Here is a 24,252-nt window from a genome sequence, read left to right as displayed (position 1 = left end):
TGCTACGCTATTTATTCGTCTAGTGGCTTTCAAGCTCCCGCCGTGGGAGCAGGGGACCATTTCTGTGTGAACTCCGCAATTTGCCCCAAAATTTTGGGGCGCTTTTCGGGAAGGGGCATTCTGAATACGGTCGGCGTGCCTGATGGCGTTCTGCAATGTTGCCAGATACTCTTAGCAGATCACGCAAGGACGATGACCATGAAAGAACTCATGAAGGCAGTCGCTGTTGTTGGGATCAGCTTTGCAGCTATATCATCGGTGAGGGCTGACACTGGGAACGAAATGGCTGGAAATTGCCGGGCATTCTTGAAAGAGAAGATTCCTAATAGTCAGTATTTTGATGCAGGTATTTGTGCGGGATTTGTAAACGGAGTTACGGATACTTTGTCGATAGCCCGCATGGCTAGCCCGGAAACTATCGGAATCTGCATCCCCGGCGAAGGTTTCACAATGGGGCAGGCAGCCAGAGTGCTGTTGAAATACTTTGATGACCACCCTGAGACGCTTAATGAGAACGCATCTCTGCTGGCGCTTAAAGCCTATCGGGCTGCATATCCGTGCAAGGATTAGAGATTTTCAGTGTAGAAAAGGTGACAGATCTATTTAAAAGTGAATCTCTTTAATAGATCCGTCACCTTTCTTTTTCTTAAATAGATCCGTCACCTTTTTGTTTCGAAAAAGTATCAGAGGGTGGTGGCGTCTACGACGTTGATAACCTGCGGGTTAACACGCCAAGAAACCACATTGATCTTCATCGGAACGAATAGGCCAACATATGACAGACACATTGCTAAAAAACAGCTTCTCTGAGTACACCGAAGCGGAGTTCATCGGGCTGCTAGAAGAACTCGCGAAGGAAGACGAGGAAGCCGAGAACGATGATCGTGCAGACCTACTTCTTCTGCATTTCAAAAAGATCAGCCAGCATCCAGCGGGGTCAGACTTGATCTACTATCCGGAACCCGGAGCAGATAACTCCCCCGAGGGCGTGACGCAGATTGTGAAGGCGTGGCGTGCTGACCAGGGCTTACCGGGTTTTAAAGGCGAGTAAACAACTCTATGTATCTGGAAAAAAACCGAAAAAAACGGGACAGATTTATTTTCATTGCTAGATTGAGCTGTCACCTATTGACTTGGCGTAGCGCTTTCGGCGGCTGCCACTTAAAAGCAGCAGTCGTTTCGCTGCTTTTTAGAGATGTGTTTAATCGTTGCGAGTCGTGTGTTTAACGACACTCGGTGTAACGTCCTAAAGGCTACAAATCCTTGCGCCGTTGCCTACGCGTGCGCCAGAATCCGCCGGCTTGTGCGCCTTGGGCCTGGGCTCTATCGTTTACCTGCCACTGCTCATCAGTGGTCGGGTTTAGTAGCTCGGTTTCCTAGCAGGTGCATACGCACCTATCAATCAGGCGTTTATTTGCCTGCACTTGATGGTGGCTGTGCGCAGGGCGCTCTCGGGCGCGCCGGATTGCTAGGTCCCCGGTCTACTAACCTGCAAACAGCCGCCACCCTTCTGTTTAGTAGCTAAAGAGTTGCGGCCTCATTTGAGGACCTAATTCATGTTCAAAGTAACGCCCAATCCCCCGCACACCGATCCAGTACCCTACGACGCTTCTCTTGATCTTGACCCCAAGAAAATGAAAGAGGCATCCGACCGCGCACTCAACTTCTACCTCAACCCCGGGGCGCTGAAAGAGCCGATACCGCCCCGCGACCCCAGCAGCGACACCTTCATCATCAACCCAGCGGTGAATGACGAAACGTTGCTCGTCCAGTCTTGCGAATCGTTGGCGTCGGCCACTGAAATGGCGAGTGAGATCGCCAGCACGATGGACGGCCCGCAGCGCAGGAAGATGCTGATGCTGCAGCAGGTGATCAGGTTGGGTGAGTTGGCGGTGAATCGGGTACTGGATAACCACAAGCCTGGGTAGTCGCCAGGCGCTGTAACGAGGGGATTGCCCCCTCGTTACACTTGTTGCATGAAGCAACATCGGACCTGTGTGGCAGGTCCGGCCAACGAGTGTCAGCCTTGTTTGGCGTTCAACTTTTTCAGTTCTTCATAAGTCGCCGATTGTACGAACCAGAAGCCGGAGACGATGCACCAGGTCAGGGTGCCGGTGATGAAAACGCCTACACCGGACCAGAAACCCTGAATGGAGAACATGACTATGGCGGCGATCCAGATGACGGCCAGCGCGACATACAGAACTACGTTGTTTACGCCAATTACGAACTCTTTCACGTCTATTCCCTTTTAAATGATTGTCCTCTGACCGCTTACGCAAGGGCCAGTGGGCGGCATGATAGGGAGATAGATGGCTGTTCGCCAGTTATGTCACGGCCTGTTACTCAAATAGACCCATAAGCCTAATCATCCTTCCAACACCCGCCCCGGAAAGAACAACTCAAAACACGTCACCCCATTCTCACTGGTGACGCCATACCCGCCGCTGTGCAGCTGCATAATCGTCGCCACAATCGACAACCCCAATCCATTGGATTGTGCCGACCGTTCCCGCGACTCATCCACCCGATAAAACCGGTCAAACAGTTTCGGCAGATGCGCCGCATCAATGGTCGCGCCGTGGTTGCTTACCCGCAGGCTGATCCCATCAGAAGAAGGTGTCGCACTCACCACCAATTCCGAATCCGGCGCGCCATATTTGATGGCGTTCGAACACAGGTTGGCCAGCGCCCGCCGCAACAACATCGGCTCGGCCCAGATCACGCCACTGCCGTGGGCATTGATGCTGATCCCGACGTCCGCCGCCAACCCTTCAAAGTAATCCGCCATGCGCTCCATTTCGTCCGCCGCATCCAGTTCCTGGCGTTGGCGCAAGGCGCTGGCCGGGTCGGTTCGGGCGAGGAACAGCATATTGTCGAGCATGCGCGCCAGGCGTTCGAGTTCTTCGACGTTGGAGGCGAGCAGTTGTTGGTAGGCTTCGACGCTGCGGTTTTGCTGGAGGGCGACTTGGGTTTCGCCGAGCAGGTTGTTGATCGGGGTGCGCAGTTCGTGGGCCATGTCGGTGGAGACCTGGCCGAGCTGGACGAAGCCTTTGGCGAGGCGGTCGAGCACGCCGTTGAAGGCGTCGATCATCGGCAGCACTTCCAGCGGCGCGCCGTGGTTGTCGAGGCGTTCGGTGAGGTTGCCGACGCCGATGCCGTGGGCGTGTTTGGCCAGGCGCCGTAACGGCAGCAGGCCGCGATAGAGCAGCAAATAGCCGCAGAGGGCGAGCAATAGGGCCGCGACGCTGGCCAGGAAGTAAACGCGCAACCGGTAGTTGGCCAACACGCTGGTGCGTTCGGTCATCAACCGTCCGGCCACGACTTGCAGGCTGCCCAGGTCGCCGGAGTCGATGGTCGCCGCCAGCGCCGCGAAGGGCACGCCATCCACGCCGGAGAAGTGCTGCACGTCGCCCAGGACCAGTGGATGGTCCATTGTTACGGGCGCCAGGTTCGGCAGGTCAAGGTTGCCGGGATTGACCACCAGCAACGGTTTTTTTCCGGCCGCGCCGATCACCAGCACCGATTCGCGGTTGCCGAGCATGTTCTGGAACAAGGCCGGTTTGCTCTTGATCAGGTCCAGGGTGTTGCTGTCATTCAGGAAGGTGCGCAGTTGATCGATGCGGGTGACCAGCGCGGCATCGTCCCGGCGGATCAGCTCGCGTTCCAACTCGCGATACAAACACACGCCCAGGGTGATGACCGAGGCAAACGCCAGCAACGCAAACAGCAGCGCCAGGCGCAGGGTCAGGGAATGCGGTCGACCGTTCATGGCTGCGTATCAAAGCGGTAGCCGATGCCACGTACGCTGTGGATCAACTTGAGCTGGAACGGGTCGTCGACTTTCAGGCGTAAACGCCGAACCGCGACGTCCACCACATTGGTGTCGCTGTCGAAATTCATGTCCCACACCCGCGAGGCAATCAGCGAGCGGGACAACACTTGGCCTTGATGGGTGGCGAACAAATGCAGCAGGGCGAATTCTTTGTTGGTCAGGGTGATCCGCACGCCGTCGCGGGTGATACGACGCTTGAGCACGTCGATTTGCAGGTCGGCGACTTGCAGTTGTTCTTCTTCCCGGGACGGGCCGCGTCGGGTCAAGGTGCGCAGGCGCGCCACCAGTTCGGCGAAGGAGAACGGTTTGATCAGGTAATCGTCGGCGCCCAGTTCCAGGCCTTTGATTCGGTCGGCGATGTCGTCGCGGGCGCTGAGAAACAGCACCGGCGTATCGGCTTCCTTGCGCAAGCGCCGCAGCACTTCCCAGCCGTCCATTTTCGGCATCATCACATCGAGCACGATGACGTCGAACGAGGTTTCCAGGGCCAGGTGCAAGCCGTCCACGCCATTGCGCGCGAGGCTGACCGAGTAACCGAGTTCCTGCAAACCATTGAGCAGGTAATTGCCTGCCTTGGGCTCGTCTTCAACGACAAGGATGTTCATGGTCGGTTTCCGTAAGAAGTCATTGCACCGTGGTGGGCGTGAGCCAGTGTAGCCCGATCATCTGCGCATGACGCGGGCCACACATCGTTGGCAACGCACACTCAATTGTCATTGATGCAGCCGGAGCCTTCTACCTGGTAATCCAGAACGTGTTCCTGACCGGCGTGGTCCAGGTAGTCCAGGCGCGCAGGAATAATGCCGCACTGTTGTGAGATGTCGGTAGTGGACAGCACTTTGGCGACATCCATATGGACGAAGAAACCGGTCTTGTCATGAATCACCGGCGCCTGTGGCGGGGTGTCGGCGAAGGCCGAACCGGTGGCGAGGAGGGCGGCGAAACCGAGGATTAACATTTTCATGATGTGTCTCTCTTTAATAGCTGGGGGAGGATGGCTGCCGGTTAAGTGACTGGGCAGTGAGCTCAGGTTAACGAGGTGATCCGAACAGCCGACCAACAGTTGAATGACAAAGCTGTAATGCAATTCGCCCCGGGATTACGGCTGGCGGCCGGAGGCTTCGAGGATCAGGTCGGCGATTTCTTTCGAGTGGGACACCAGCGACAAATGGCTCGACGGCAGCTCGATGGTGGTCGCGCCCATGCGCTTGGCGAGGAAGCGTTCCAGGTCCGGGTTGATCGTCTGGTCAAGGCTGGACACTGCGTACCAGGATGGTTTGGTGTGCCAGGCAGCGGCGGTGGTGCGTTCGCCAAACAGGGTTTTGGCGATCGGTTGTTGCACGGCGAACAGGGCCATGGCCTTGTCGTGGGGAACATCGCTGGCGAAGTACTTCAGGAAGGCGTCCTGTTTCAAACTGACGTAGCCGTCGTGCTCCTCGGTGCCGGCGCGCACGGGCATGGTCGGGTATTTGCCAGAGAGGGCGACGAAATCTTCGCCGGCATCCGGGGCGCGGGCGGCGACGTAGACCAGGGCGCTGACTTTCGGATCCACCCCGGCTTCACTGACCACGGTGCCGGCGTAGGAATGGCCGACCAGCACTGTAGGACCGTCTTGTTGATCGAGGACTCGCTGGGTGGCGGCGACGTCGTTGGCCACGGAGGTCAATGGGTTCTGCACGGCGGTGACGTGCAAACCGGCGGCTTGCAACCGTGTGATCACCTCGGACCAACTCGAACCATCAGCCCAGGAACCGTGCACCAGCACAACGTTGTCGGCCTTCACCGGCGCAATATTGGCGGCCATCGCGGAGCCGGTGCCGAGCATCAACAGGCTGGCGGCGATCAGGCAAAGTTTGTTCATTGGTTTCATGGTGTCGACCCTTTTCTTCATCAGTGGAAGGCGAGCCGCCCGGTTGGGTGGCTGACGACGACACTGTATGAATTGAGGGTGCGACCTACGCTGACAACTCAATGACAAAGCTGTAATGCGTTACGGTGCGGCAGAGGTTTAATGGCGGGCAGATTTCCAGGTTTTGGACTACTACTGACAAGCCCTTTTCCATTTCCCTGTCAGGAGCGTTCCTATGCTGTTTCACTGGTTTCTTGCGGCGATCCATCTCTTGGCGTTTGCCATGGGTCTTTGGGGCGTGCTGACTCGGGGCACAGCATTAAGCCGCTTGGCCGCAGGCACGGCGCAGGTCCGAAGCGTGCTGGTCGCCGATAACGTGTGGGGGATTTCTGCGGGGATTTTGCTGATCACCGGTCTGATGCGCGCTTTCGGCGGGTACGAAAAAGGCACCGACTATTACCTTCATCAGCCGCTGTTTCATCTGAAGATGACGTTGTTCGTGATCATTCTGCTGCTGGAGCTGGCGCCGATGATCACCTTGATCAAGTGGCGGATTGCCTTGGGGCGCGGCGCTTCGGTTGATCTGGGCCGGGCGAAGTTGTTTGCACGAATCAGCCATATTGAAGCGCTGTTGATGATGCTGATGGTGATTGCGGCGACGGGCATGGCGCGCGGAGTGGCCTTCGGATAGCGGTGATGTATTCGTCGGGGTTAAAGCGAATGGTCTGACAGCCAGGGCTTGGCCGAAGCCGGTAGTATCGGCTTCATGTAACGGGGGAAGGGAAAGGCGGGTGCTCAGCGAAATACCGAGCATGAATCTTTAGCCAGCCATTGCGCTGAAGCGAACGGGCTGGCTACTGACTGCAGCAGGATTCAGGGTTGTGGCTTGTCTGGAGCGGTCAGCCCAGCCTGAATGCGCTGATAGATTTCTTCGCGATGCACGGCGACGTCCTTCGGGGCGTTGATGCCGATCCTGACTTGCTGGCCGCTAACGCCCAGAATGGTAATAGTGATGTCATCACCGATGTTTATGCTTTCACCGACTTTGCGGGTGAGTATCAGCATGGTCTTCTCCTTGATTGCGTGTAGGGCACCTGATTCAGACAGTGCAGAGGTCGGTGTAGTTATAGATTAGTGCGAAGTCTCACGGTTTGGGTGCCTCTTTCTGACGCGCAGATGCTGCATTAATTCCCAAGGCGTAACTATACAGAGGCCGCATCCATCATTCTCGTTGTTTTAAGCCCATTTTGCGGCACTCGGGAAGTATTCATGAATGGTAAAATTCGCGCTTTCAGCATTCAGAGGGAAGCGTTGTGCGCAAAATGGCCTTGGTAATCGCAGTATTGGCGTTGGCAGGATGTGGTGAAGGGAAGGATGCGAGCGCTCAAAAGACGCCTGCTGCGACTGTTTCCGCACCGGCAACAGCGCCCGCTGTTGCAACGGGTCCGCAATGGGATCTCGAAGTGCGCGGCGAAACAACCCAGGCAGTCAGCGATTTGAGCGGCTGGTTGATCGAGCATAGCTTCGTTTCCAACGTGGTCCGGGAAAACGGCAAGGACCGGATCCTGCTCGGGCCGTTCGCTTCCAAAGCCGAGGCCGAAGCCAGGCAGGCTGACTTGAACGCAGCGCTGAACCGGGCGAAAAAGATGAACATCGAATCGCTGATCATCGAGCGTCCGGCGGCTCAGTAATCACGCAACGGTTCAGGCGCCGTTCAGCGGGGAATCCTAAAGGGTGTCTGCGCTGACTCGTATTTATACGTAGTCACTGTCGATTCCCAGAAGGAGTTCCCCCCATGGCCTCCGCCAATCCTTACAAAATGTTCGATGCCGTGTTGCGGCGCAAGCAGACCTTGAGCCCGCATATGATGCGCGTCACCCTGGCCGGGCCGATGGTCACCGAGATGGCCACCTGGGCGCCGGATCAACGGGTGAAACTGTTCTTTCCCGCCGAGGATGGATCACCCGCCAGGCTTGCCCATGAGGATGACTGGCTCGCCCGCTATCGTTCAATGCCGGTCGTCCAGCGCCCTGCGATGCGCACTTACACCATCCGCCATTTGCGCGCCGAGCAGGGCGAAGTCGACATCGACTTTGTGTTGCACGGTGAAACAGGGCCGGCCTCCCGTTGGGCCATTCGTGCGGTGCCGGGCGAATCGATCCAGATCCGGGCGCCGGATCGGCACTTCACGGCGCAGGATGCAGGCGGTTTTGAATGGAAGCCGCCGCAAGCGCTCAAGCAATTGTTGCTGGTCGCTGATGGAACGGCGTTGCCCGCAGCGCTCGGCATTCTCGATGAGCTGGCGGCCATGGATGAGCCGCCGGTGACCCAGGCTTTTTTTGAAGTCGACAGCCGGGAAGATGCCTTGCCGGTACCCGATTGGCCGGGGCTTTCAGTTGAATGGCTGATTCGCGACCACGCCAGCGCAGGATCGCTGATGGTCGAAGCGGTCCAGCGGGCGAACCTGCCGTTATACGCTTCGAAGGCATCCGAATTGGTGGAACTGGCGGAAGTAAACGTCGACGAAGAGATCCTCTGGGAAACCTCCGAGTCAGCCAGCGATGGTTTCTACGGCTGGATCGCTGGTGAGACGGTCGCAGTGATGAGCCTGCGCAAGTACCTGATCAAGGAGCGCGGCATTCCACGGGAGTCGCTCAACCTGATGGGCTACTGGCGCTACAACAAAGTCGGCGGTTAAAAACAAACAAAGGCCTCGGGTTTTAATGCCCAAGGCCTTTGTGTTTTCAGCGGTTGTTCAGCCGCAGGCTTTCATGTCCACCGGGCCGACAAACTCGTTGCCGCGCCCCATCACACACGCCACGCTCTGGTTGCGCTGGCGCTCCCAGGTTTGCACCGGATAAGTCTTGTTCCAGGCTTCATACAGTTGGCGATCCTGTCTGGACAGCTTCAATCCGTACTGCTTGCTCATGTAGAAATAGGTCCGGGCGATCATCCCGCGAATCGACGGGCGGGGCATGACCTTCTTGGCCTTGAAGTCGACCTGGGTCAGGCACGAACCGTATTGACCCGATTGCACCGGCAGCCAGCCAAAACTGAAGTTGCTGCGATCACCGTTCACCTCACCAATGCTCGGCACCAGGTTGTGCAGATCAGCCTCGGCTTTTTGATAAGTCGGGTCGTAGCGCGTGCAGTTCTTGCGTCCGCCTGTTTGCCAGCACTGCCGTTGATGGCCGATCTGCCAGGCCGGGACGATGTGTTCCCACTCAATGCGGGCGGCACGCTTGGCGCTTTTGCGTGGCACATAACCGCAGGCAGCGAGGTCGACCTTGTTGCCGGTGTATTTGCAGCCGCAATAAAACTCGGTGGATTGCGGGGCGTAGAGCTTCCAGGCGACTTTCTTGGCTTCGTTGAAGGTACGTGGGGCGCCAGCCTGGGCGCCCATGGCAATGAAGAGAAACAGTAAAGCAAACCAACGGACACTCATTGACTCAATCTTCCTTCGGCACAACCCAGAAAATCTGCACGCCGCCATCGTCGCGGTAGGCGAGGGTGACGTTATCGTTCTCGTCGATTTCTTCGAGCAGCTGTTCCCATTCGTCCACCGGTTCGTCCGGCAGGCGGAAAATCAGTGCTGCTTTGGATTTTTGTGCGGTAGGGGAATTGATGATTTTTTGAACGCGCAAACCCATGCGTTCAAAGGAGCCAGGAGAGGCAGCGGTAGTGGCCACGGAATTATCCTTATTAAGCTGTACGGGCATACAGTATTTAACTGTAAGCATTTTCGCAACTGCTTAAAATTCAAGAAAATCCTCTGACAGCTCTTTTTTCCGTTTGGTGTAAGACGGCTGGAGTCTTTTTGTAGGAAACGCCACCCGCCCATAACGGACAAGTGGCGCAAGCGGTGCCCGACCGGAGCCGGTCGGGCGAGGGCGGATCAGTATTCCCAGAACATCCGTTGCAGTTCTTTGCTGTCGTTGGTTTTGGTCAGCGCGACCATGGCCAGGATGCGCGCCTTCTGTGGGTTCAAATCATGCGCCACGACCCAATCGTATTTGTCATCAGGCTGTTCAGCGTTACGCAGAACGAAACCGCCAGCGTTGACGTGGGACGAGCGGATGATTTGCACGCCGTCCTTGCGCAGAGCCTGCAGGGTTGGCACGACACGGGAAGACACCGAGCCGTTGCCTGTGCCGGCGTGGATGATCGCTTTGGCACCCGATTGCGCCAGGGCTTTGTAGGCAGTGTCGCTGACGTTGCCGTAGGAATAGGCGATTTCTACGTCAGGCAGGCTCTTGATGGTTTTGATGTCGAATTCCGAGTCCATGGTGTGGCGCTTGGCCGGCAGGCGGAACCAGTAGGATTTGCCTTCGACCACCATGCCCAGCGGACCCCAGGCACTTTTGAAGGCCTCGGTCTTGATGTTGATCATTTTGCTGACATCGCGACCGGACTGGATTTCATCGTTCATGGTCACCAGCACGCCTTTGCCGCGCGCTTCTTTGCTGCTGGCCACGGCCACGGCGTTGTACAGGTTCAGCATGCCGTCAGCGGACATCGCGGTGCCCGGACGCATGGAGCCGACCACGATGATCGGCTTGTCGGTTTTTTCCACCAGGTTCAGGAAGTAGGCAGTTTCTTCCAGGGTGTCGGTACCGTGGGTGATGACGATGCCATCGACGTCTTTGCTGTCGGCCAATTCCGCTACACGGCGGCCCAGTTGCAACAGGTTGTCGTTGGTGATGCTTTCGGAGGCAATCTGCATGACTTGTTCGCCACGCACGTTAGCCAATTGGCTGAGTTCCGGTACGCCGGCGATCAGTTGCTCGATGCCGACTTTGGCGGCCTGATAAGTGGCGCTGTTCGCCGCACTGGCGCCAGCGCCGGCGATGGTGCCGCCGGTGGCCAGGATCACCACATTGGCCAGTTTCTGTTGGGTTTCGACTTCTTTCGCCTGAAGGGCGGTGGGCAGGAGCAGCAGAAGGGCCAAAGCGCCCGGAATAAAGTTGTTGAATGCAGATTTCATTATTTTTTCTCTAGTAGTGACGGTGCTGATGCAGGTTCATCTAGATACGCCCCCGGCCGATCTGAACGCCTGGGGTGCACAAGAAAGAGCAGGATCTGTACCAGCCATACTTTGAACGAGAGAAAACTTTAAGCTGATGATTTATATCAGTATTTATGTCGGCTGCAATGAAGTTACACAACCTGTTGTCCGGGTTTCCGAATACGTTGGGTATTTGCGTTCGGTTCTCCGAAAAGACCTACGATCCTTGTTGAATTAGTGACCTTGCCGAAATCTGAATCAGTGCTAAAGAAAATCCTGCACTGGTCGATGGCTCTTCAAAGGAATCTTTTTTTCAGGAGTTCACATGTCGTTATCAGTCGGTCTTCCTAATGCGGCGGGCGTCACCATTGGCGGTAAATCCGCTGCGACGATTCGCGCGCTGAGCGATGCCGCGCAGGCCGAGGCAGACAAGGCGCTGGGCACTAAAGAAGACGATGGCAAGGTGGTCAAGACCGGTCCGGTGGGGTTGGATAAAAGCACCGAAGCGCCAGCCGCACCCAGCAACCAGAGCGTGGCGGTGAAAACGCTGCTCAAGCGTATGCAGGAGCTGCAACAGCAACTGCGCGAGCAACAACAGCAATTGGCCGCAGCTCAAGCGGCTTCTTATCCGACACCGGAAATCAAGGCTGCCGCGCTGATGGCGATTCAAGGACAGATCGCCCAGACTAACGGCGCCTTGCTGGAAGTGTCCGCCGCGCTGGTCAAGGAATTGTCCAAGGGAGCAAGCACCGGCTCGGTAGTCAATACCACGGCCTGAGGCTTTTGCCAGCCCGTGTACAAAATGGTCGATTCTGCTCGTTGACAAATCTCGGCAGGGTTCGCATAGTTCGGTCTACGCAAACGTTTGCGCGGCGTCCTCGAAGGCTCGTTCCATCGACGGACGCCCTGTAGCCTACGCCAGCGCAAGCGTTGCTCACAATAATCATAAGATCGGAGTGAACCCATGAAGCTGCCATTCGCTGGACGTCTTCTCGCTGTCGCTATGCTGGCTGCCGCATCCGCTGCTTTGCCCCTCTCTTCGGCTTTCGCCGACACTGAAAAACCTAAAGTCGCCCTGGTCATGAAATCCCTGGCCAACGAATTCTTCCTGACCATGGAAGACGGCGCCAAGGCTTATCAGAAAGACCACACCGCCGATTTCGACCTGATCTCCAACGGCATCAAGGACGAAACGGACACGGCTAATCAGATTCGTATCGTCGAACAGATGATCGTACAAAAAGTCGATGCATTGGTCATTGCCCCGGCTGACTCCAAAGCCATGGTTCCGGTACTCAAGAAAGCTGTCGATGCCAAAATCACAGTGATCAACATCGATAACCAACTTGACCCTGATATCGTCAAAAGCAAAAACATCACCATACCGTTCGTAGGCCCGGACAACCGCAAAGGCGCGCGTCTGGTGGGCGAGTATTTGGCCAAGCAACTGAAGGCCGGTGACGAAGTCGGCATCATCGAGGGTGTGTCCACCACCACCAACGCTCAGGCCCGCACCGCAGGCTTCAAGGATGCGATGGAAGCGGCCAATATCAAGGTTGTTTCATTGCAATCCGGTCAGTGGGAAATGGACGGTGGTAACAAAGTCGCCGCCGCAATGCTCAGCGAATATCCGGAAATCAAAGCCCTGCTGGCCGGTAACGACAACATGGCCCTCGGCGCTGTATCCGCCGTCCGCGCCGCGGGCAAGGCTGGCAAAGTGCAAGTGGTCGGCTACGACAACATCAACGCCATCAAGCCAATGCTCAAGGATGGCCGTGTCCTGGCCACCGCTGACCAGTTTGCCGCCAAGCAAGCCGTGTTCGGTATCGAGACTGCGCTGAAAATCATCAAGGGCGAGAAAGTCGACAGCGGTCCCAACGGCGTGATCGAAACTCCGGTAGAGCTGGTTACCAAGTAGTCCTTCTGGCGACACAACGGTGCTCGCCCGTCCGGGCGAGCGCATGGAGAGTTTTTTATGTCAGTTTCCGCCCCGAACGCTGTCCTCTCGGTCAGCGGTATCGGTAAGACCTATGCCCAACCAGTCCTGACCGGCATCGACCTGACGCTGATGCGCGGTGAAGTGCTGGCGCTGACCGGTGAGAACGGCGCCGGCAAAAGCACCCTGTCGAAAATCATCGGCGGGCTGGTCACGCCGACCACCGGCCAGATGCAATTCCAGGGTCAGGAATATCGCCCCGGCAGCCGCACCCAGGCCGAAGACCTGGGCATCCGCATGGTCATGCAAGAACTCAATCTGTTGCCGACCCTGTCGGTCGCGGAAAACCTGTTTCTCGACAACCTTCCGAGCAGCGGTGGCTGGATCAGCCGCAAGCAACTGCGTAAGGCGGCGATCGAGGCGATGGCCCAGGTCGGCCTCGATGCGATTGACCCGGACACCCTGGTCGGCGAACTGGGCATCGGTCATCAGCAAATGGTCGAGATCGCCCGCAACCTGATCGGCGATTGCCATGTGCTGATCCTCGATGAGCCGACCGCGATGTTGACGGCGCGGGAAGTCGAGATGCTGTTCGAGCAGATCACGCGCCTGCAAGCTCGCGGCGTGTCGATCATCTACATTTCCCACCGCCTCGAAGAACTGGCGCGGGTGGCCCAGCGCATTGCGGTATTGCGCGACGGCAACCTGGTCTGCGTCGAGCCGATGGCCAATTACAACAGCGAGCAACTGGTCACCCTGATGGTGGGTCGCGAGCTGGGCGAACACATGGACATGGGGCCGCGCAACATTGGCGCGCCGGCCTTGACGGTCAAAGGGCTGACCCGTTCCGACAAAGTTCGCGACGTGTCTTTCGAAGTGCGCGCCGGTGAGATCTACGGTATTTCCGGGTTGATCGGGGCAGGGCGCACCGAGCTTCTGCGGCTGATCTTCGGCGCGGATACGGCCGACAGCGGCACCGTGGCCCTGGGTTCGCCGGCTCAAGTCGTCAACATTCGCTCCCCGGCTGACGCGGTCGCCCATGGCATTGCCCTGATCACCGAGGATCGCAAGGGCGAAGGCCTGCTGCTGACCCAGTCGATCAGCGCCAATATTGCCTTGGGTAACATGCCAGTGATTTCCAATGCGGGCGTCGTCAACAACGGTGACGAGATGGCTCTGGCCCAGCGTCAGATCAACGCCATGCGCATCCGCAGTTCCAGCCCGACGCAACTGGTGTCCGAGCTGTCCGGCGGCAACCAGCAGAAAGTCGTGATCGGCCGTTGGCTGGAGCGCGATTGTTCGGTGATGTTGTTCGACGAGCCGACCCGTGGCATCGACGTCGGCGCCAAGTTCGACATCTATGCCTTGCTCGGCGAATTGACGCGCCAGGGTAAAGCGCTGGTGGTGGTGTCCAGTGACCTGCGGGAACTGATGCTGATTTGCGACCGGATCGGCGTGTTGTCGGCGGGGCGTCTGATCGACACGTTCGAGCGCGACAGCTGGACCCAGGATGATTTGCTTGCCGCCGCTTTTGCCGGCTACCAAAAACGTGATGCGTTGCTCAACGAAGCAGCGCCTAGGGATCTTCCATGAAAACTGCAACGTCTGCCGGTAAACGTAGTGGCAATTTTTACGGCCTCGGCACCTATCTGGGCCTGGCCGGTGCCTTGCTGGCGATGGTCGCGCTGTTCTCGGTGCTGAGCAGCCATTTCCTGTCGTACGACACCTTCAGTACCCTGGCCAACCAGATCCCGGACTTGATGGTGCTGGCGGTCGGCATGACCTTCGTGCTGATCATCGGCGGCATCGACCTGTCGGTCGGTTCGGTGCTGGCGCTCGCGGCTTCCGCGGTCAGCGTGGCGATTCTCGGTTGGGGCTGGAGTGTCTTGCCGGCAGCGTTGCTCGGCATGGCGGTGGCGGCACTGGCCGGGACCATCACTGGTTCGATCACCGTGGCCTGGCGGATCCCGTCGTTCATCGTGTCCCTCGGCGTGCTGGAAATGGCCCGCGGCCTGGCGTACCAAATGACCGGCTCGCGCACGGCTTATATCGGTGACGCCTTCGCCTGGCTTTCCAACCCGATTGCCTTCGGTATTTCGCCGTCGTTCATCATTGCCTTTGTGATCATCATCGTCGCCCAGGCCGTATTGACCCGTACCGTGTTTGGCCGTTACCTGATCGGTATTGGCACCAACGAAGAAGCGGTGCGTCTGGCAGGGATCAATCCAAAGCCCTACAAGATTCTGGTGTTCAGCCTGATGGGCCTGCTGGCCGGTATCGCTGCGCTGTTCCAGATTTCCCGTCTGGAAGCCGCGGACCCGAATGCCGGCTCCGGCCTGGAGCTGCAAGTGATCGCCGCCGTGGTGATCGGCGGCACCAGCCTGATGGGCGGCCGTGGTTCGGTCATCAGTACGTTCTTCGGTGTGTTGATCATTTCTGTACTGGCGGCCGGTCTGGCGCAGATCGGCGCGACCGAACCGACCAAGCGCATCATCACCGGTGCAGTTATCGTGGTAGCGGTGGTGCTGGATACTTATCGCAGTCAGCGCGCAAGCCGGCGGACCTGATTCATGGCAACGATCAAGGATGTGGCGGCACTTGCAGGAATTTCCTACACCACCGTGTCCCACGTGGTGAACAAGACGCGGCCGGTCAGTGAAGAAGTGCGGGTGAAAGTCGAGGCGGCAATCAAAAGCCTCGACTACGTACCCAGCGCCGTCGCGCGTTCGTTGAAAGCGAAAACCACAGCGACCATCGGTTTGCTGGTGCCCAACAGCCTCAACCCGTACTTCGCCGAACTGGCCCGGGGCATCGAGGATTACTGCGAGCGTAACGGCTACTGCGTGATCCTCTGCAACTCCGACGACAACCCGGACAAGCAACGCAGCTATTTGCGGGTGCTGCTGGAAAAACGCATCGACGGCTTGATCGTGGCTTCGGCCGGTGGTGATGCCGTGCTCGCTGAAGGCCTGGCGGGCGTGCGCACGCCGATGGTGATTGTCGACCGTGGGCTGGAAGGGGTGAATGCCGATCTGGTGCGCATCGACCACGAATACGGCGCCTACCTGGCGACCCGGCATTTGCTGGAATTGGGCCATCGGGATATCGCCACCATCGGCGGGCCGGCGGATACCAGCGTGGCGCAAATGCGTCTGGCCGGTTACTGCCGGGCGTTGAAAGAGGCGGGTGTCGAAGTGCCGCGCGAGCGCATGCTGGAAAGCGACTTCACCAGTACCGGCGGTTACAGTGCGGCGGCGATCCTGCTGGAAAAGAACCCGCCCAGCGCGATTTTTGCCGGCAACGACATGATCGGCATCGGTGTGCTGCGAGCGGCCGCCGAGCGCAATATTCGTGTGCCCAGCGAGTTGTCGGTAATCGGCTTCGATGACATCCAGATGAGCCGTTATGTCTACCCGGCGCTGACCACTGTGGGCCAGTCGATCCTGCAACTGGGCGAGATGGCGGCTGAAGTGCTGTTGCGCCGGATCGCCACGCCGGATCTGGCCACTGATCAACGGATCGTGACCCCCAGCATTGTCTTGCGAGAATCGACTGCGCCGCTGGCCGGTGTGTTCTCTGAATTTCGCTGAAAGCACCGCAGAAACCGAATTAATGAGTAGTGACGTATGCCAGCAAAAGTAGTGGTAATAGGCAGCCTGAACATGGACCTGGTGACCCGGGCGCCACGGCTGCCCCGTGGCGGTGAAACGCTGATCGGTCAGTCGTTTGCCACGGTCTCCGGCGGCAAGGGTGCGAACCAGGCCGTGGCCGCCGCGCGACTGGGTGCCCAGGTGTCGATGGTCGGCTGCGTCGGTACCGATGCCTATGGCCAGGAACTGCGCGGGGCGTTATTGGCCGAGCAGATCGATTGTCAGGCGGTCAGCATCGTCGATGGCGCCAGTGGCGTGGCTTTGATCGTGGTCGATGACAACAGCCAAAACGCGATTGTGATTGTCGCCGGTGCCAACGGTGCGCTGACGCCTGAAGTGATCGACCGTTTCGACGCAGTGCTGCAGGCGGCGGACGTGATCATCTGTCAATTGGAAGTGCCGGACGCCACGGTCGGACATGCACTCAAGCGCGGCCGTGAACTCGGCAAGACCGTGATTCTCAATCCGGCGCCGGCCAGTCGTCCGCTGCCGGCAGATTGGTATTCGTCGATTGACTACCTGATTCCTAACGAAAGCGAAGCGTCGGCCCTGAGCGGGTTGCCGGTGGATTCCCTGGAAACCGCCGAAATCGCCGCGACCCGATTGATCGGTATGGGCGCTGGCAAGGTGATCATCACCCTTGGCGCTCAAGGATCGCTGTTTGCCAACGGCACGGGCTTCGAGCATTTCCCTGCGCCGACCGTGAAAGCGGTGGACACGACGGCGGCGGGTGACACCTTTGTCGGCGGTTTCGCTGCGGCGCTGGCGTCTGGCGAAAGCGAGGCCGAGGCGATCCGTTTCGGTCAGGTCGCTGCGGCGCTGTCGGTCACTCGCGCAGGTGCTCAACCTTCGATTCCTACCTTGTCCGACGTACAGGCCTTTAAAACCCCATGAAAAAGACACCTTTGCTCAACGTCGCACTGTCGCGGCTAATCGCGTCCCTGGGCCATGGCGATATGGTGGTGATCGGTGATGCTGGCCTGCCGGTGCCGCCGGGCGTCGAACTGATCGACCTGGCCCTGACCCATGGTATTCCGGATTTCGTCAGCACCTTGAAGGTGGTGCTCAGCGAAATGCAGGTCGAAAGCCATGTGCTCGCCCAGGAGATCCTGGACAAACAACCTGCGGCTCTGGCGACGCTGGATGATCTGAACGCCGAAGGCGCGCTGGGCCGGCGTGACCTGCTCAGTCATGAGCAATTCAAAATCCTCAGCCGACAGGCGCGGGCGATTGTTCGTACGGGCGAATGTTCGCCGTACTGCAACATCGTGCTGGTGTCCGGAGTGACGTTCTAACTCGCTGTATCCCTTTCTGCTTTCCCACGCACAAGGAGTGCGCTATGCACCGCTATGCTCAGAAATTGCATCATCTGCTCCGGAGTCTGCTGCTTTTGTCCCTGATAACCGCAACAAGCGCCCAGGCGGCGGAAAAGATCGACTTGATCATCGACACCGACCCGGGTGCCGACGACGTAGTGGCCTTGCTGTTTGCCCTGGCCTCGCCGGAAGAACTGAACATTCGCGCGCTGACCACCGTGGCTGGCAACGTGCGCCTGGACAAGACCTCGCGTAATGCGCGGCTGGCCCGTGAGTGGGCGGGGCGCGAAGAAGTGCCGGTCTACGCGGGTGCGCCGAAACCGTTGATGCGCACACCGATCTACGCCGAGAACATCCATGGCAAGGAAGGCCTGTCGGGTGTCACCGTGCACGAGCCGAAGAAAGGCCTGGCCGAGGGCAATGCGGTCAATTACCTGATCGATACCTTGAAAAAAGCCAAACCCCACAGCATCACCATCGCCATGCTCGGTCCACAGACCAACCTGGCCCTGGCGCTGATCCAGGAACCTGAAATCGTTCAGGGCATCAAGGAAGTGGTGATCATGGGCGGTGCGCACTTCAATGGTGGCAACATCACCCCGGTGGCCGAATTCAACCTGTTCGCTGACCCTCAGGCTGCGGAAGTGGTACTCAAGAGCGGCGTGAAGCTGACCTATCTGCCGCTGGACGTGACCCACAAAATCCTCACCAGCGACGCGCGCCTGAAGCAGATCGCTGCGCTCAACAACAATGCTGGCAAGATCGTGGGCGATATTCTCAATGAGTACGTCAAGGGCGACATGGAACACTACGGCATCCCGGGCGGCCCGGTGCATGACGCCACCGTCATCGCTTACCTGCTGAAGCCGGAGCTGTTCACCGGTCGTTCGGTCAACGTGGCGATCGACAGCCGCGAAGGCATCACCTTTGGCCAGACTGTTGTCGACTGGTATGACGGCCTCAAAGCACCGAAGAATGCTTTCTGGGTCGAGAATGGCGATGCCCAGGGCTTCTTCGACCTGCTGACCCAGCGTCTGGCTCGTCTGAAGTAAGCCGTATACCCGCAGGTGCCTGCCTGCGGGTTTTTACTCCCTGCCTGAGTCAACCACGCCGGGATAGTCAGCCGGGTATTTCTCGAATACCTGGGCGATGAATGACTGCGCGGCTTGCGTTCCCAGTTCCTTGACCAACAGATCGATCCCTATAATTGCCAGCTCCTCCGGGCTACCGGGGCTGTAGGCGCTATGGCCCTGTGCCCACTTGGCTTTGATGTCGGCTTCGATACTTACGGTGGTCATGATGGCGCTCGTGAAGTCGGAAAAGTCTGAACGTCGAGTTAACCATTTTGCGCGGCGTTTGGCACTCCGACTTAGGCATGAGGGGAGGGCTATGCGACACTTGGTCTTTGATGGATTTTCAAGGACCGCGCTGTGCAGATTGATTTGAACACCCCTGACGGTTTGACCCTTGAGACCGTACGCCTGCTGTTGGCCTCGGCCAGCGACGATGAGCACACCCAGTTGCGGGTTACCAAGGCTGGCATCGCTTACATTTCATCGGGCGTTGTGGGCGGCACCGACATCGGTGGGCTGCTGTTTCGTCTGGAGACGTGGGCCAAGGGCTCGGGTTATGTGGGAATGGTCGCGGCCAGTGATGAGGTCTGGGTCATGCAGATTTTCAATGCGCTGAAAGAGAACTGGCCGCATCCGCTTTACGACTACATCGACGTCTATTGAGTCTGTTCATATTCAGTCACGATTGAGTGATGAACGACGGGGCGACGCTCAGGCAAACTCGCTGATTGTTCAGATAGAGGGGCAGGGTGATAGCGTTGCCTGTGAAACCAAAGGCCGGATTGGCGGTCGCACGAACTCAGCTTAACTATTGAAAGAAGGAGGCTTCATGCCTTGGAAGCTCGCGTCATTGGGTACTTTGCTGGCCGTTGCCATGCTGGCCGGTTGCAGCACTCCCTCCACCGAGTCGGCAACAAAGGAACCTGTGGTGACCGACACCGGCCATAGCCGTTGTGATTCAGAAGCGGCGCAATTCACCATCGGTAAAAAGGCCTCGCCAGAACTGCTGGAGCAGGCGCGTACTCGCGCAGGCGCGCAGAATGCCCGGATCCTCAAGCCCGATGATATGGTGACCCTGGAGTACCGCTCCGATCGCCTGAACCTGAACACCGATGACAATCTGGTGATCACGCGCGTCAACTGCGGCTGATCGCTGCACCGCTTTTGTTTCGCCCATAAAAAACCCCGTCACATGGACGGGGTTTTTTTAGTGCGCCAGAAACTTACTCTGGGCGAACTTGTGCAGCTTGCATACCCTTTTGGCCTTTCTCAGCCACGAAGGAAACGGTCTGGCCTTCTTTCAGGCTTTTGAAACCGTCGCTTTCGATAGCTTTGAAGTGTACGAACAGGTCGTCACCGCCACCTTGAGGAGTGATGAAGCCGAAGCCTTTTTCATCGTTGAACCATTTAACGGTGCCGGTTTGGCGATTAGACATGGTGTATCTCCAAGAAACATATATTTTCAGTAGTACTGTGCTGCTCAGGCCAACTGGGCACACGGGACTATCATAGTCGAAATGTACGGTTTGGGAGCCCCCCAGAGGGACTGTTTGCCCGCCAGCCGTGCTTTCTTTGCTGCCAAATCTGGCTGAAAGCCCCGATTTAAAAGGGTTTCAGACAAAAGTAAAGACGATAAAAAAAGCTGTAAAACCTGCATAAATTGTACGAAAAAGCGCGTTTCGGAGGCTTTTCATGGGCCGCAGGGGCCTTCAAAGCGTCCTTTTGGGCTTACTTTTTCGTCTTGGGATCGGCTCTGCACGACGCGATTTTAGCCAGTGCCTTCTGTTGCAGTTCGGGAGTGGCCTTGTTGTCCATCAGGGCCTGAAGGTCACTGGCCGGGTACGATTTGATCGCGTCGGCACCGCAAGCGCAGTGAGCCTTGGCCGCCGCAGCGCCGATCTGCGGGATGGCTGCCTGAGTGCACTGAGCCATGTATTTATCGCGCTCACCCTTTGGCCAATCCGCGTGTGCGGCCAGTGGCAGCAGCAGGACGATGGGGGCGACTACAGCGAACAAACGATTCAGACGCATGCTGGGATGCTCCTTGTGGGTCAATGTCTTGTTATCTGAGGGGTAAAGCGGGGTTCAAGTTCAGCACTCTGGCATAAAATCGGCTGATTTGCCCCAGCAGAAAACCTCTCTACCGCGACGACCGTTCATCTGTGCTAGCATGCCTCGCTCGGGCTTTTGCAGGCTCCGGATGACCGTTGGTCCCGGTGGCGGCAGAGGCGCGAATAACCCTGATTTGAATCCCAGTCACTCTGGTTCGGTTTTCCGGTTGGCCGCAAGGCTCCTGCCGCTGTAAGGCAGGCGTTCGTTATTGAATGGCCTGGATCGGATCTTGTACTGGCTCATCCCAACCCACGTGACCTTTGGTAGGGGTCACCACTAGGAGAGGAGGCGCCATGCCAACTATTACTCTTCCCGACGGCAGTCAACGTTCATTCGATCACCCGGTTTCCGTAGCCGAGGTCGCCGCATCCATTGGTGCTGGCCTGGCCAAAGCCACCGTGGCCGGCAAGGTCAATGGCAAGCTGGTCGACGCCAGCGATATCATCGACAGCGATTCCACGCTGCAAATCATTACGCCAAAGGATGAAGAGGGGCTGGAGATCATTCGCCACTCTTGCGCCCACCTGGTTGGCCACGCGGTCAAGCAACTGTACCCGACGGCCAAGATGGTCATCGGTCCGGTCATCGACGAAGGCTTCTATTACGACATCGCCTTCGAGCGTCCTTTCACTCCGGACGACCTGGCCGCCATCGAACAGCGCATGCAGCAGCTGATCGAGAAAGATTACGACGTGATCAAGAAAGTCACTCCGCGCGCGGAAGTGATCGAAGTGTTCAAGGCCCGTGGCGAAGACTACAAGTTGCGCCTGGTCGAGGACATGCCGAACGAACAGGCCATGGGCCTGTACTATCACGAAGAATACGTCGACATGTGCCGCGGTCCGCACGTGCCGAACACCCGCTTCCTGAAATCCTTCAAGCTGACCAAGTTGTCCGGCGCCTACTGGCGCGGCGATGCCAAGAACGAGCAATTGCAGCGCGTTTATGGCACCGCCTGGGCTGACAAGAAGCAGCTGGCGGCTTACATCCAGCGCATTGAAGAAGCTGAAAAGCGCGATCACCGCAAGATCGGCAAGCGCCTGGGCCTGTTCCACACCCAGGAAGAATCGCCGGGCATGGTGTTCTGGCACCCGAACGGCTGGACCCTGTACCAGGTGCTCGAGCAGTACATGCGCAAGGTTCAGCGCGACAACGGCTACCTGGAGATCAAGACTCCGCAAGTCGTTGACCGCAGCCTGTGGGAGAAATCCGGGCACTGGGCCAACTACGCCGACAACATGTTCACTACCCAGTCGGAAAACCGCGACTACGCCATCAAGCCGATGAACTGTCCTTGCCACGTGCAGGTGTTCAATCAAGGCCTGAAGAGCTACCGCGAGCTGCCGATGCGCCTGGCCGAATTCGGTGCTTGCCACCGTAACGAGCCGTCGGGTGCGTTGCACGGCATCATGCGTGTGCGTGCATTCACCCAGGACGATGCCCACATCTTCTGCACCGAAGAGCAGATGCAGGCCGAATCCGCTGCGTTTATCAAGCTGACCATGGACGTTTACGCCGACTTCGGCTTTAAAGACGTCGAGATGAAGCTGTCCACTCGTCCGGAAAAACGCGTCGGTTCCGACGAGCTGTGGGATCGCGCCGAAGCGGCTTTGGCTGCAGCCCTTGATAGCGCTGGCCTGCCGTACGATTTGCAACCGGGCGAGGGGGCGTTCTACGGTCCGAAGATCGAATTCTCGCTGAAAGATTGCCTCGGCCGTGTCTGGCAGTGTGGTACCCTTCAGCTCGATTTTAATCTGCCTGTCCGTCTTGGAGCCGAATACGTCTCTGAAGACAACAGTCGCAAGCACCCGGTTATGTTGCACCGGGCGATCCTGGGCTCCTTCGAACGTTTTGTCGGAATCCTGATCGAGCACTACGAGGGTGCGTTCCCTGCGTGGCTGGCTCCGACCCAGGCAGTGATCATGAACATCACTGATAAACAGGCTGATTTCGCTGCGGAGGTTGAAAAAACTCTCAACGAAAGCGGATTTCGTGCCAAGTCTGACTTGAGAAATGAAAAGATCGGCTTTAAAATCCGCGAGCATACTTTGCTCAAGGTTCCTTATCTCTTGGTTATCGGAGATCGGGAAGTCGAGATGCAGACTGTCGCTGTGCGTACTCGTGAAGGTGCTGACCTGGGCTCGATGCCCGTCGCCCAATTCGCTGAGTTCCTCGCTCAAGCGGTTTCCCGGCGTGGTCGCCCAGATTCGGAGTAATTACTATTAAGCGTGAAATGAGACAAGATAAACGAGCTGCACCGAAGGCCCCGATCAACGAGAATATCTCGGCACGCGAGGTTCGGTTAATTGGGGCTGAAGGTGAACAGCTTGGGATTGTGTCAATTGAAGACGCGCTTCTTAAGGCTGAAGAGGCCAAGCTGGATCTGGTGGAAATTTCCGCCGATGCAGTACCCCCTGTTTGCAAACTGATGGACTACGGCAAATCGATCTTCGAAAAGAAGAAGCAGATTGCCGCTGCCAAGAAAAACCAGAAGCAGATCCAGGTTAAAGAAATCAAGTTTCGTCCAGGGACGGAGGAAGGGGATTACCAGGTAAAACTGCGCAACCTGGTACGTTTCCTGAGTGATGGGGACAGGGCCAAGGTATCCTTGCGATTCCGCGGCCGTGAGATGGCCCACCAGGAGCTGGGGATGGAACTCCTCAAGCGAGTTGAAGGTGACTTGCTCGAGTACGGTTCGGTCGAACAGCATCCTAAGATGGAAGGACGCCAGCTGATCATGGTCATCGCCCCGAAAAAGAAGAAGTAATCAATAGGGCACGGCAGGCCTTCTGATTATGTTTATCAACTGAATGCGGAGTATCCGAACATGCCAAAAATGAAAACTAAAAGTGGTGCTGCTAAGCGGTTTCTGAAAACTGCTAACGGTATCAAGCACAAGCACGCTTTCAAGAGCCACATCCTGACTAAAATGTCGACCAAGCGTAAGCGTCAACTGCGCGGTAGCAGCTTGCTGGCACCGTGTGACGTGGCAAAAGTCGAGCGCATGCTGCGCCTTCGTTAATTTAGTCAAGAATAGAGGAAGTAACTCATGGCTCGTGTAAAGCGTGGCGTCATTGCCCGTAAACGTCACAAAAAAATTCTGAAACTTGCTAAAGGCTACTACGGCGCTCGCTCGCGCGTATTCCGTGTTGCCAAGCAAGCGGTAATCAAGGCAGGCCAATACGCCTACCGTGACCGTCGTCAGAAAAAACGTCAGTTCCGCGCTCTGTGGATCGCTCGTATCAACGCTGGTGCACGTATCAACGGTCTGTCCTACAGCCGTTTCATCGCCGGCCTGAAAAAAGCGTCCATCGAGATCGACCGTAAGGTTCTGGCTGATCTGGCAGTGAACGAAAAAGCGGCGTTTGCTGCGATTGTCGAGAAAGCTAAAGCCACCTTGGCTTAAGTACCCCCGACAGTCACCCGGCTTCACCTTTGTGGGGCCAGGTGTTAAACGTCATAAATAGGGGAAGAGC

At 57.6% G+C, this 24,252-nt stretch carries 32 protein-coding genes and 1 pseudogene; 21 read left to right on the top strand and 12 right to left on the bottom strand.

Annotation, left to right across the window (positions count from 1 at the left end; genetic code table 11):
* Window positions 1–198 precede the first annotated feature (198 nt).
* From BK667_RS25560 to BK667_RS25545, 4 genes and pseudogenes are all read left to right on the top strand, one after another.
* Window positions 199–570, top strand: a complete 372-nt coding sequence (locus BK667_RS25560; RefSeq protein WP_123599275.1) for a Rap1a/Tai family immunity protein — start codon at window positions 199–201, stop codon at window positions 568–570.
* A gap of 104 nt (window positions 571–674) precedes the next feature.
* A pseudogene (locus tag BK667_RS34090) lies at window positions 675–767 on the top strand (pyocin-S2/colicin E7-DNase domain-containing protein); the annotation flags it as partial.
* 8 nt (window positions 768–775) lie between these two features.
* Window positions 776–1,051, top strand: a complete 276-nt coding sequence (locus BK667_RS25550) for a bacteriocin immunity protein (protein ID WP_054048624.1) — start codon at window positions 776–778, stop codon at window positions 1,049–1,051.
* A 505-nt stretch (window positions 1,052–1,556) separates the two neighbouring features.
* Window positions 1,557–1,928 (top strand): DUF6124 family protein, encoded by a 372-nt coding sequence (locus BK667_RS25545; RefSeq protein WP_123599274.1) that lies wholly within the window; start codon window positions 1,557–1,559, stop codon window positions 1,926–1,928.
* Between the two features lie 92 nt (window positions 1,929–2,020).
* Here the strand turns inward: BK667_RS25545 and BK667_RS25540 are convergent, their stop codons facing one another.
* The 5 genes from BK667_RS25540 to BK667_RS25520 all read right to left on the bottom strand — a co-directional run bounded on the left by BK667_RS25540 (window position 2,021) and on the right by BK667_RS25520 (window position 5,705).
* Window positions 2,021–2,239: a hypothetical protein gene (locus tag BK667_RS25540; protein ID WP_123403657.1), complete on the bottom strand. Its 219-nt coding sequence runs from the start codon at window positions 2,237–2,239 to the stop codon at window positions 2,021–2,023.
* A gap of 129 nt (window positions 2,240–2,368) precedes the next feature.
* The gene (locus BK667_RS25535; RefSeq protein WP_123599273.1) at window positions 2,369–3,772 is read right to left on the bottom strand and encodes a heavy metal sensor histidine kinase; all 1,404 of its coding nucleotides are present in this window, start codon (window positions 3,770–3,772) and stop codon (window positions 2,369–2,371) included.
* Window positions 3,769–4,440: a heavy metal response regulator transcription factor gene (locus BK667_RS25530; RefSeq protein ID WP_054053013.1), complete on the bottom strand. Its 672-nt coding sequence runs from the start codon at window positions 4,438–4,440 to the stop codon at window positions 3,769–3,771. The genes BK667_RS25535 and BK667_RS25530 overlap by 4 nt, the downstream gene beginning before the upstream one ends.
* 101 nt (window positions 4,441–4,541) lie before the next feature.
* Window positions 4,542–4,799: a DUF2790 domain-containing protein gene (locus BK667_RS25525; RefSeq protein ID WP_123599272.1), complete on the bottom strand. Its 258-nt coding sequence runs from the start codon at window positions 4,797–4,799 to the stop codon at window positions 4,542–4,544.
* Between the two features lie 135 nt (window positions 4,800–4,934).
* Window positions 4,935–5,705, bottom strand: a complete 771-nt coding sequence (locus tag BK667_RS25520) for an alpha/beta hydrolase (protein ID WP_123599271.1) — start codon at window positions 5,703–5,705, stop codon at window positions 4,935–4,937.
* 214 nt (window positions 5,706–5,919) lie between these two features.
* Here BK667_RS25520 and BK667_RS25515 point away from each other — a divergent pair, with 214 nt between their 5' ends.
* A complete protein-coding gene (locus tag BK667_RS25515; protein ID WP_123512596.1) occupies window positions 5,920–6,375 on the top strand; it encodes a DUF2214 family protein in 456 nt (151 codons plus the stop codon).
* 182 nt (window positions 6,376–6,557) lie between these two features.
* Here the strand turns inward: BK667_RS25515 and csrA are convergent, their stop codons facing one another.
* Complete coding sequence (csrA, locus tag BK667_RS25510; protein ID WP_017337657.1) at window positions 6,558–6,749, bottom strand: carbon storage regulator CsrA; 192 nt, start codon at window positions 6,747–6,749, stop codon at window positions 6,558–6,560.
* 248 nt (window positions 6,750–6,997) lie between these two features.
* Between csrA and BK667_RS25505 the strand changes: the two genes are divergently transcribed.
* A complete protein-coding gene (locus BK667_RS25505) occupies window positions 6,998–7,375 on the top strand; it encodes an SPOR domain-containing protein (RefSeq protein ID WP_123599270.1) in 378 nt (125 codons plus the stop codon).
* A 104-nt stretch (window positions 7,376–7,479) separates the two neighbouring features.
* A complete protein-coding gene (locus tag BK667_RS25500) occupies window positions 7,480–8,382 on the top strand; it encodes a siderophore-interacting protein (RefSeq protein ID WP_123599269.1) in 903 nt (300 codons plus the stop codon).
* A gap of 57 nt (window positions 8,383–8,439) precedes the next feature.
* Here BK667_RS25500 and BK667_RS25495 read toward each other — a convergent pair whose 3' ends face one another.
* From BK667_RS25495 to BK667_RS25485, 3 genes are all read right to left on the bottom strand, one after another.
* Window positions 8,440–9,129, bottom strand: coding sequence for an endonuclease (locus BK667_RS25495; RefSeq protein ID WP_123599268.1), 690 nt, complete (start codon window positions 9,127–9,129; stop codon window positions 8,440–8,442).
* A gap of 4 nt (window positions 9,130–9,133) precedes the next feature.
* Window positions 9,134–9,424, bottom strand: a complete 291-nt coding sequence (locus BK667_RS25490) for a DUF1654 domain-containing protein (RefSeq protein ID WP_054615469.1) — start codon at window positions 9,422–9,424, stop codon at window positions 9,134–9,136.
* Between the two features lie 155 nt (window positions 9,425–9,579).
* Window positions 9,580–10,668: an asparaginase gene (locus BK667_RS25485; protein ID WP_123599267.1), complete on the bottom strand. Its 1,089-nt coding sequence runs from the start codon at window positions 10,666–10,668 to the stop codon at window positions 9,580–9,582.
* A gap of 346 nt (window positions 10,669–11,014) precedes the next feature.
* Between BK667_RS25485 and BK667_RS25480 the strand changes: the two genes are divergently transcribed.
* From BK667_RS25480 to BK667_RS25445, 8 genes are all read left to right on the top strand, one after another.
* Window positions 11,015–11,467, top strand: coding sequence for a hypothetical protein (locus BK667_RS25480; protein WP_123599266.1), 453 nt, complete (start codon window positions 11,015–11,017; stop codon window positions 11,465–11,467).
* A 186-nt stretch (window positions 11,468–11,653) separates the two neighbouring features.
* Entirely contained in the window at window positions 11,654–12,607 is a 954-nt protein-coding gene (locus BK667_RS25475) for a sugar ABC transporter substrate-binding protein (protein WP_123512606.1), read from the top strand.
* 57 nt (window positions 12,608–12,664) lie between these two features.
* Window positions 12,665–14,218: a sugar ABC transporter ATP-binding protein gene (locus BK667_RS25470; protein ID WP_123512608.1), complete on the top strand. Its 1,554-nt coding sequence runs from the start codon at window positions 12,665–12,667 to the stop codon at window positions 14,216–14,218.
* Window positions 14,215–15,192 carry an ABC transporter permease gene (locus BK667_RS25465; protein WP_123599265.1) on the top strand — a complete coding sequence of 326 codons (978 nt, stop codon included), beginning with the start codon at window positions 14,215–14,217 and terminating at the stop codon, window positions 15,190–15,192. Before BK667_RS25470 ends, BK667_RS25465 begins: the two co-directional genes overlap by 4 nt.
* Before the next feature lie 3 nt (window positions 15,193–15,195).
* A complete protein-coding gene (locus BK667_RS25460) occupies window positions 15,196–16,215 on the top strand; it encodes a LacI family DNA-binding transcriptional regulator (RefSeq protein WP_123512612.1) in 1,020 nt (339 codons plus the stop codon).
* 36 nt (window positions 16,216–16,251) lie between these two features.
* Entirely contained in the window at window positions 16,252–17,169 is a 918-nt protein-coding gene (rbsK, locus tag BK667_RS25455) for a ribokinase (protein WP_123599264.1), read from the top strand.
* Window positions 17,166–17,570 carry a D-ribose pyranase gene (gene rbsD, locus BK667_RS25450; protein WP_123599263.1) on the top strand — a complete coding sequence of 135 codons (405 nt, stop codon included), beginning with the start codon at window positions 17,166–17,168 and terminating at the stop codon, window positions 17,568–17,570. Before rbsK ends, rbsD begins: the two co-directional genes overlap by 4 nt.
* Window positions 17,571–17,614: 44 nt before the next feature.
* A complete protein-coding gene (locus BK667_RS25445) occupies window positions 17,615–18,643 on the top strand; it encodes a nucleoside hydrolase (protein ID WP_123599262.1) in 1,029 nt (342 codons plus the stop codon).
* A 33-nt stretch (window positions 18,644–18,676) separates the two neighbouring features.
* On the opposite strand, the gene BK667_RS25440 is transcribed toward BK667_RS25445, so the two are convergent.
* On the bottom strand, window positions 18,677–18,889 hold the full coding sequence (locus BK667_RS25440) for a hypothetical protein (protein ID WP_123599261.1): 213 nt from the start codon (window positions 18,887–18,889) through the stop codon (window positions 18,677–18,679).
* A 132-nt stretch (window positions 18,890–19,021) separates the two neighbouring features.
* Here BK667_RS25440 and BK667_RS25435 point away from each other — a divergent pair, with 132 nt between their 5' ends.
* On the top strand, window positions 19,022–19,327 hold the full coding sequence (locus tag BK667_RS25435) for a hypothetical protein (RefSeq protein WP_123512622.1): 306 nt from the start codon (window positions 19,022–19,024) through the stop codon (window positions 19,325–19,327).
* 166 nt (window positions 19,328–19,493) lie between these two features.
* On the top strand, window positions 19,494–19,814 hold the full coding sequence (locus tag BK667_RS25430; protein WP_123512624.1) for an I78 family peptidase inhibitor: 321 nt from the start codon (window positions 19,494–19,496) through the stop codon (window positions 19,812–19,814).
* A 73-nt stretch (window positions 19,815–19,887) separates the two neighbouring features.
* Here the strand turns inward: BK667_RS25430 and BK667_RS25425 are convergent, their stop codons facing one another.
* Both BK667_RS25425 and BK667_RS25420 read right to left on the bottom strand, forming a co-directional pair.
* Window positions 19,888–20,100 carry a cold-shock protein gene (locus BK667_RS25425; protein WP_003179963.1) on the bottom strand — a complete coding sequence of 71 codons (213 nt, stop codon included), beginning with the start codon at window positions 20,098–20,100 and terminating at the stop codon, window positions 19,888–19,890.
* A gap of 292 nt (window positions 20,101–20,392) precedes the next feature.
* Window positions 20,393–20,695 (bottom strand): hypothetical protein, encoded by a 303-nt coding sequence (locus BK667_RS25420; protein WP_123512626.1) that lies wholly within the window; start codon window positions 20,693–20,695, stop codon window positions 20,393–20,395.
* Window positions 20,696–21,069: 374 nt separating this feature from the next.
* On the opposite strand from BK667_RS25420, the gene thrS reads away from it, so the two are divergent.
* From thrS to rplT, 4 genes are read left to right on the top strand one after another with little or no spacing between them, the layout of a single operon-like run.
* Entirely contained in the window at window positions 21,070–22,992 is a 1,923-nt protein-coding gene (thrS, locus tag BK667_RS25415) for a threonine--tRNA ligase (RefSeq protein WP_010455934.1), read from the top strand.
* Window positions 22,992–23,543 (top strand): translation initiation factor IF-3, encoded by a 552-nt coding sequence (infC, locus tag BK667_RS25410; protein WP_169857083.1) that lies wholly within the window; start codon window positions 22,992–22,994, stop codon window positions 23,541–23,543. The genes thrS and infC overlap by 1 nt, the downstream gene beginning before the upstream one ends.
* A 60-nt stretch (window positions 23,544–23,603) precedes the next feature.
* Window positions 23,604–23,798 carry a 50S ribosomal protein L35 gene (gene rpmI, locus BK667_RS25405; protein ID WP_008145659.1) on the top strand — a complete coding sequence of 65 codons (195 nt, stop codon included), beginning with the start codon at window positions 23,604–23,606 and terminating at the stop codon, window positions 23,796–23,798.
* A gap of 27 nt (window positions 23,799–23,825) precedes the next feature.
* Window positions 23,826–24,182 (top strand): 50S ribosomal protein L20, encoded by a 357-nt coding sequence (gene rplT, locus BK667_RS25400; RefSeq protein ID WP_007905879.1) that lies wholly within the window; start codon window positions 23,826–23,828, stop codon window positions 24,180–24,182.
* Window positions 24,183–24,252: the final 70 nt, after the last annotated feature.

The sequence above is a fragment of the Pseudomonas frederiksbergensis genome (assembly GCF_003732705.1).
GTDB classification, from domain to species: Bacteria; Pseudomonadota; Gammaproteobacteria; order Pseudomonadales; family Pseudomonadaceae; genus Aquipseudomonas; species Aquipseudomonas frederiksbergensis_F.
Note: the sequence above shows the minus strand (reverse complement) of the source record. Positions and strands in the feature narration are given on the sequence as shown.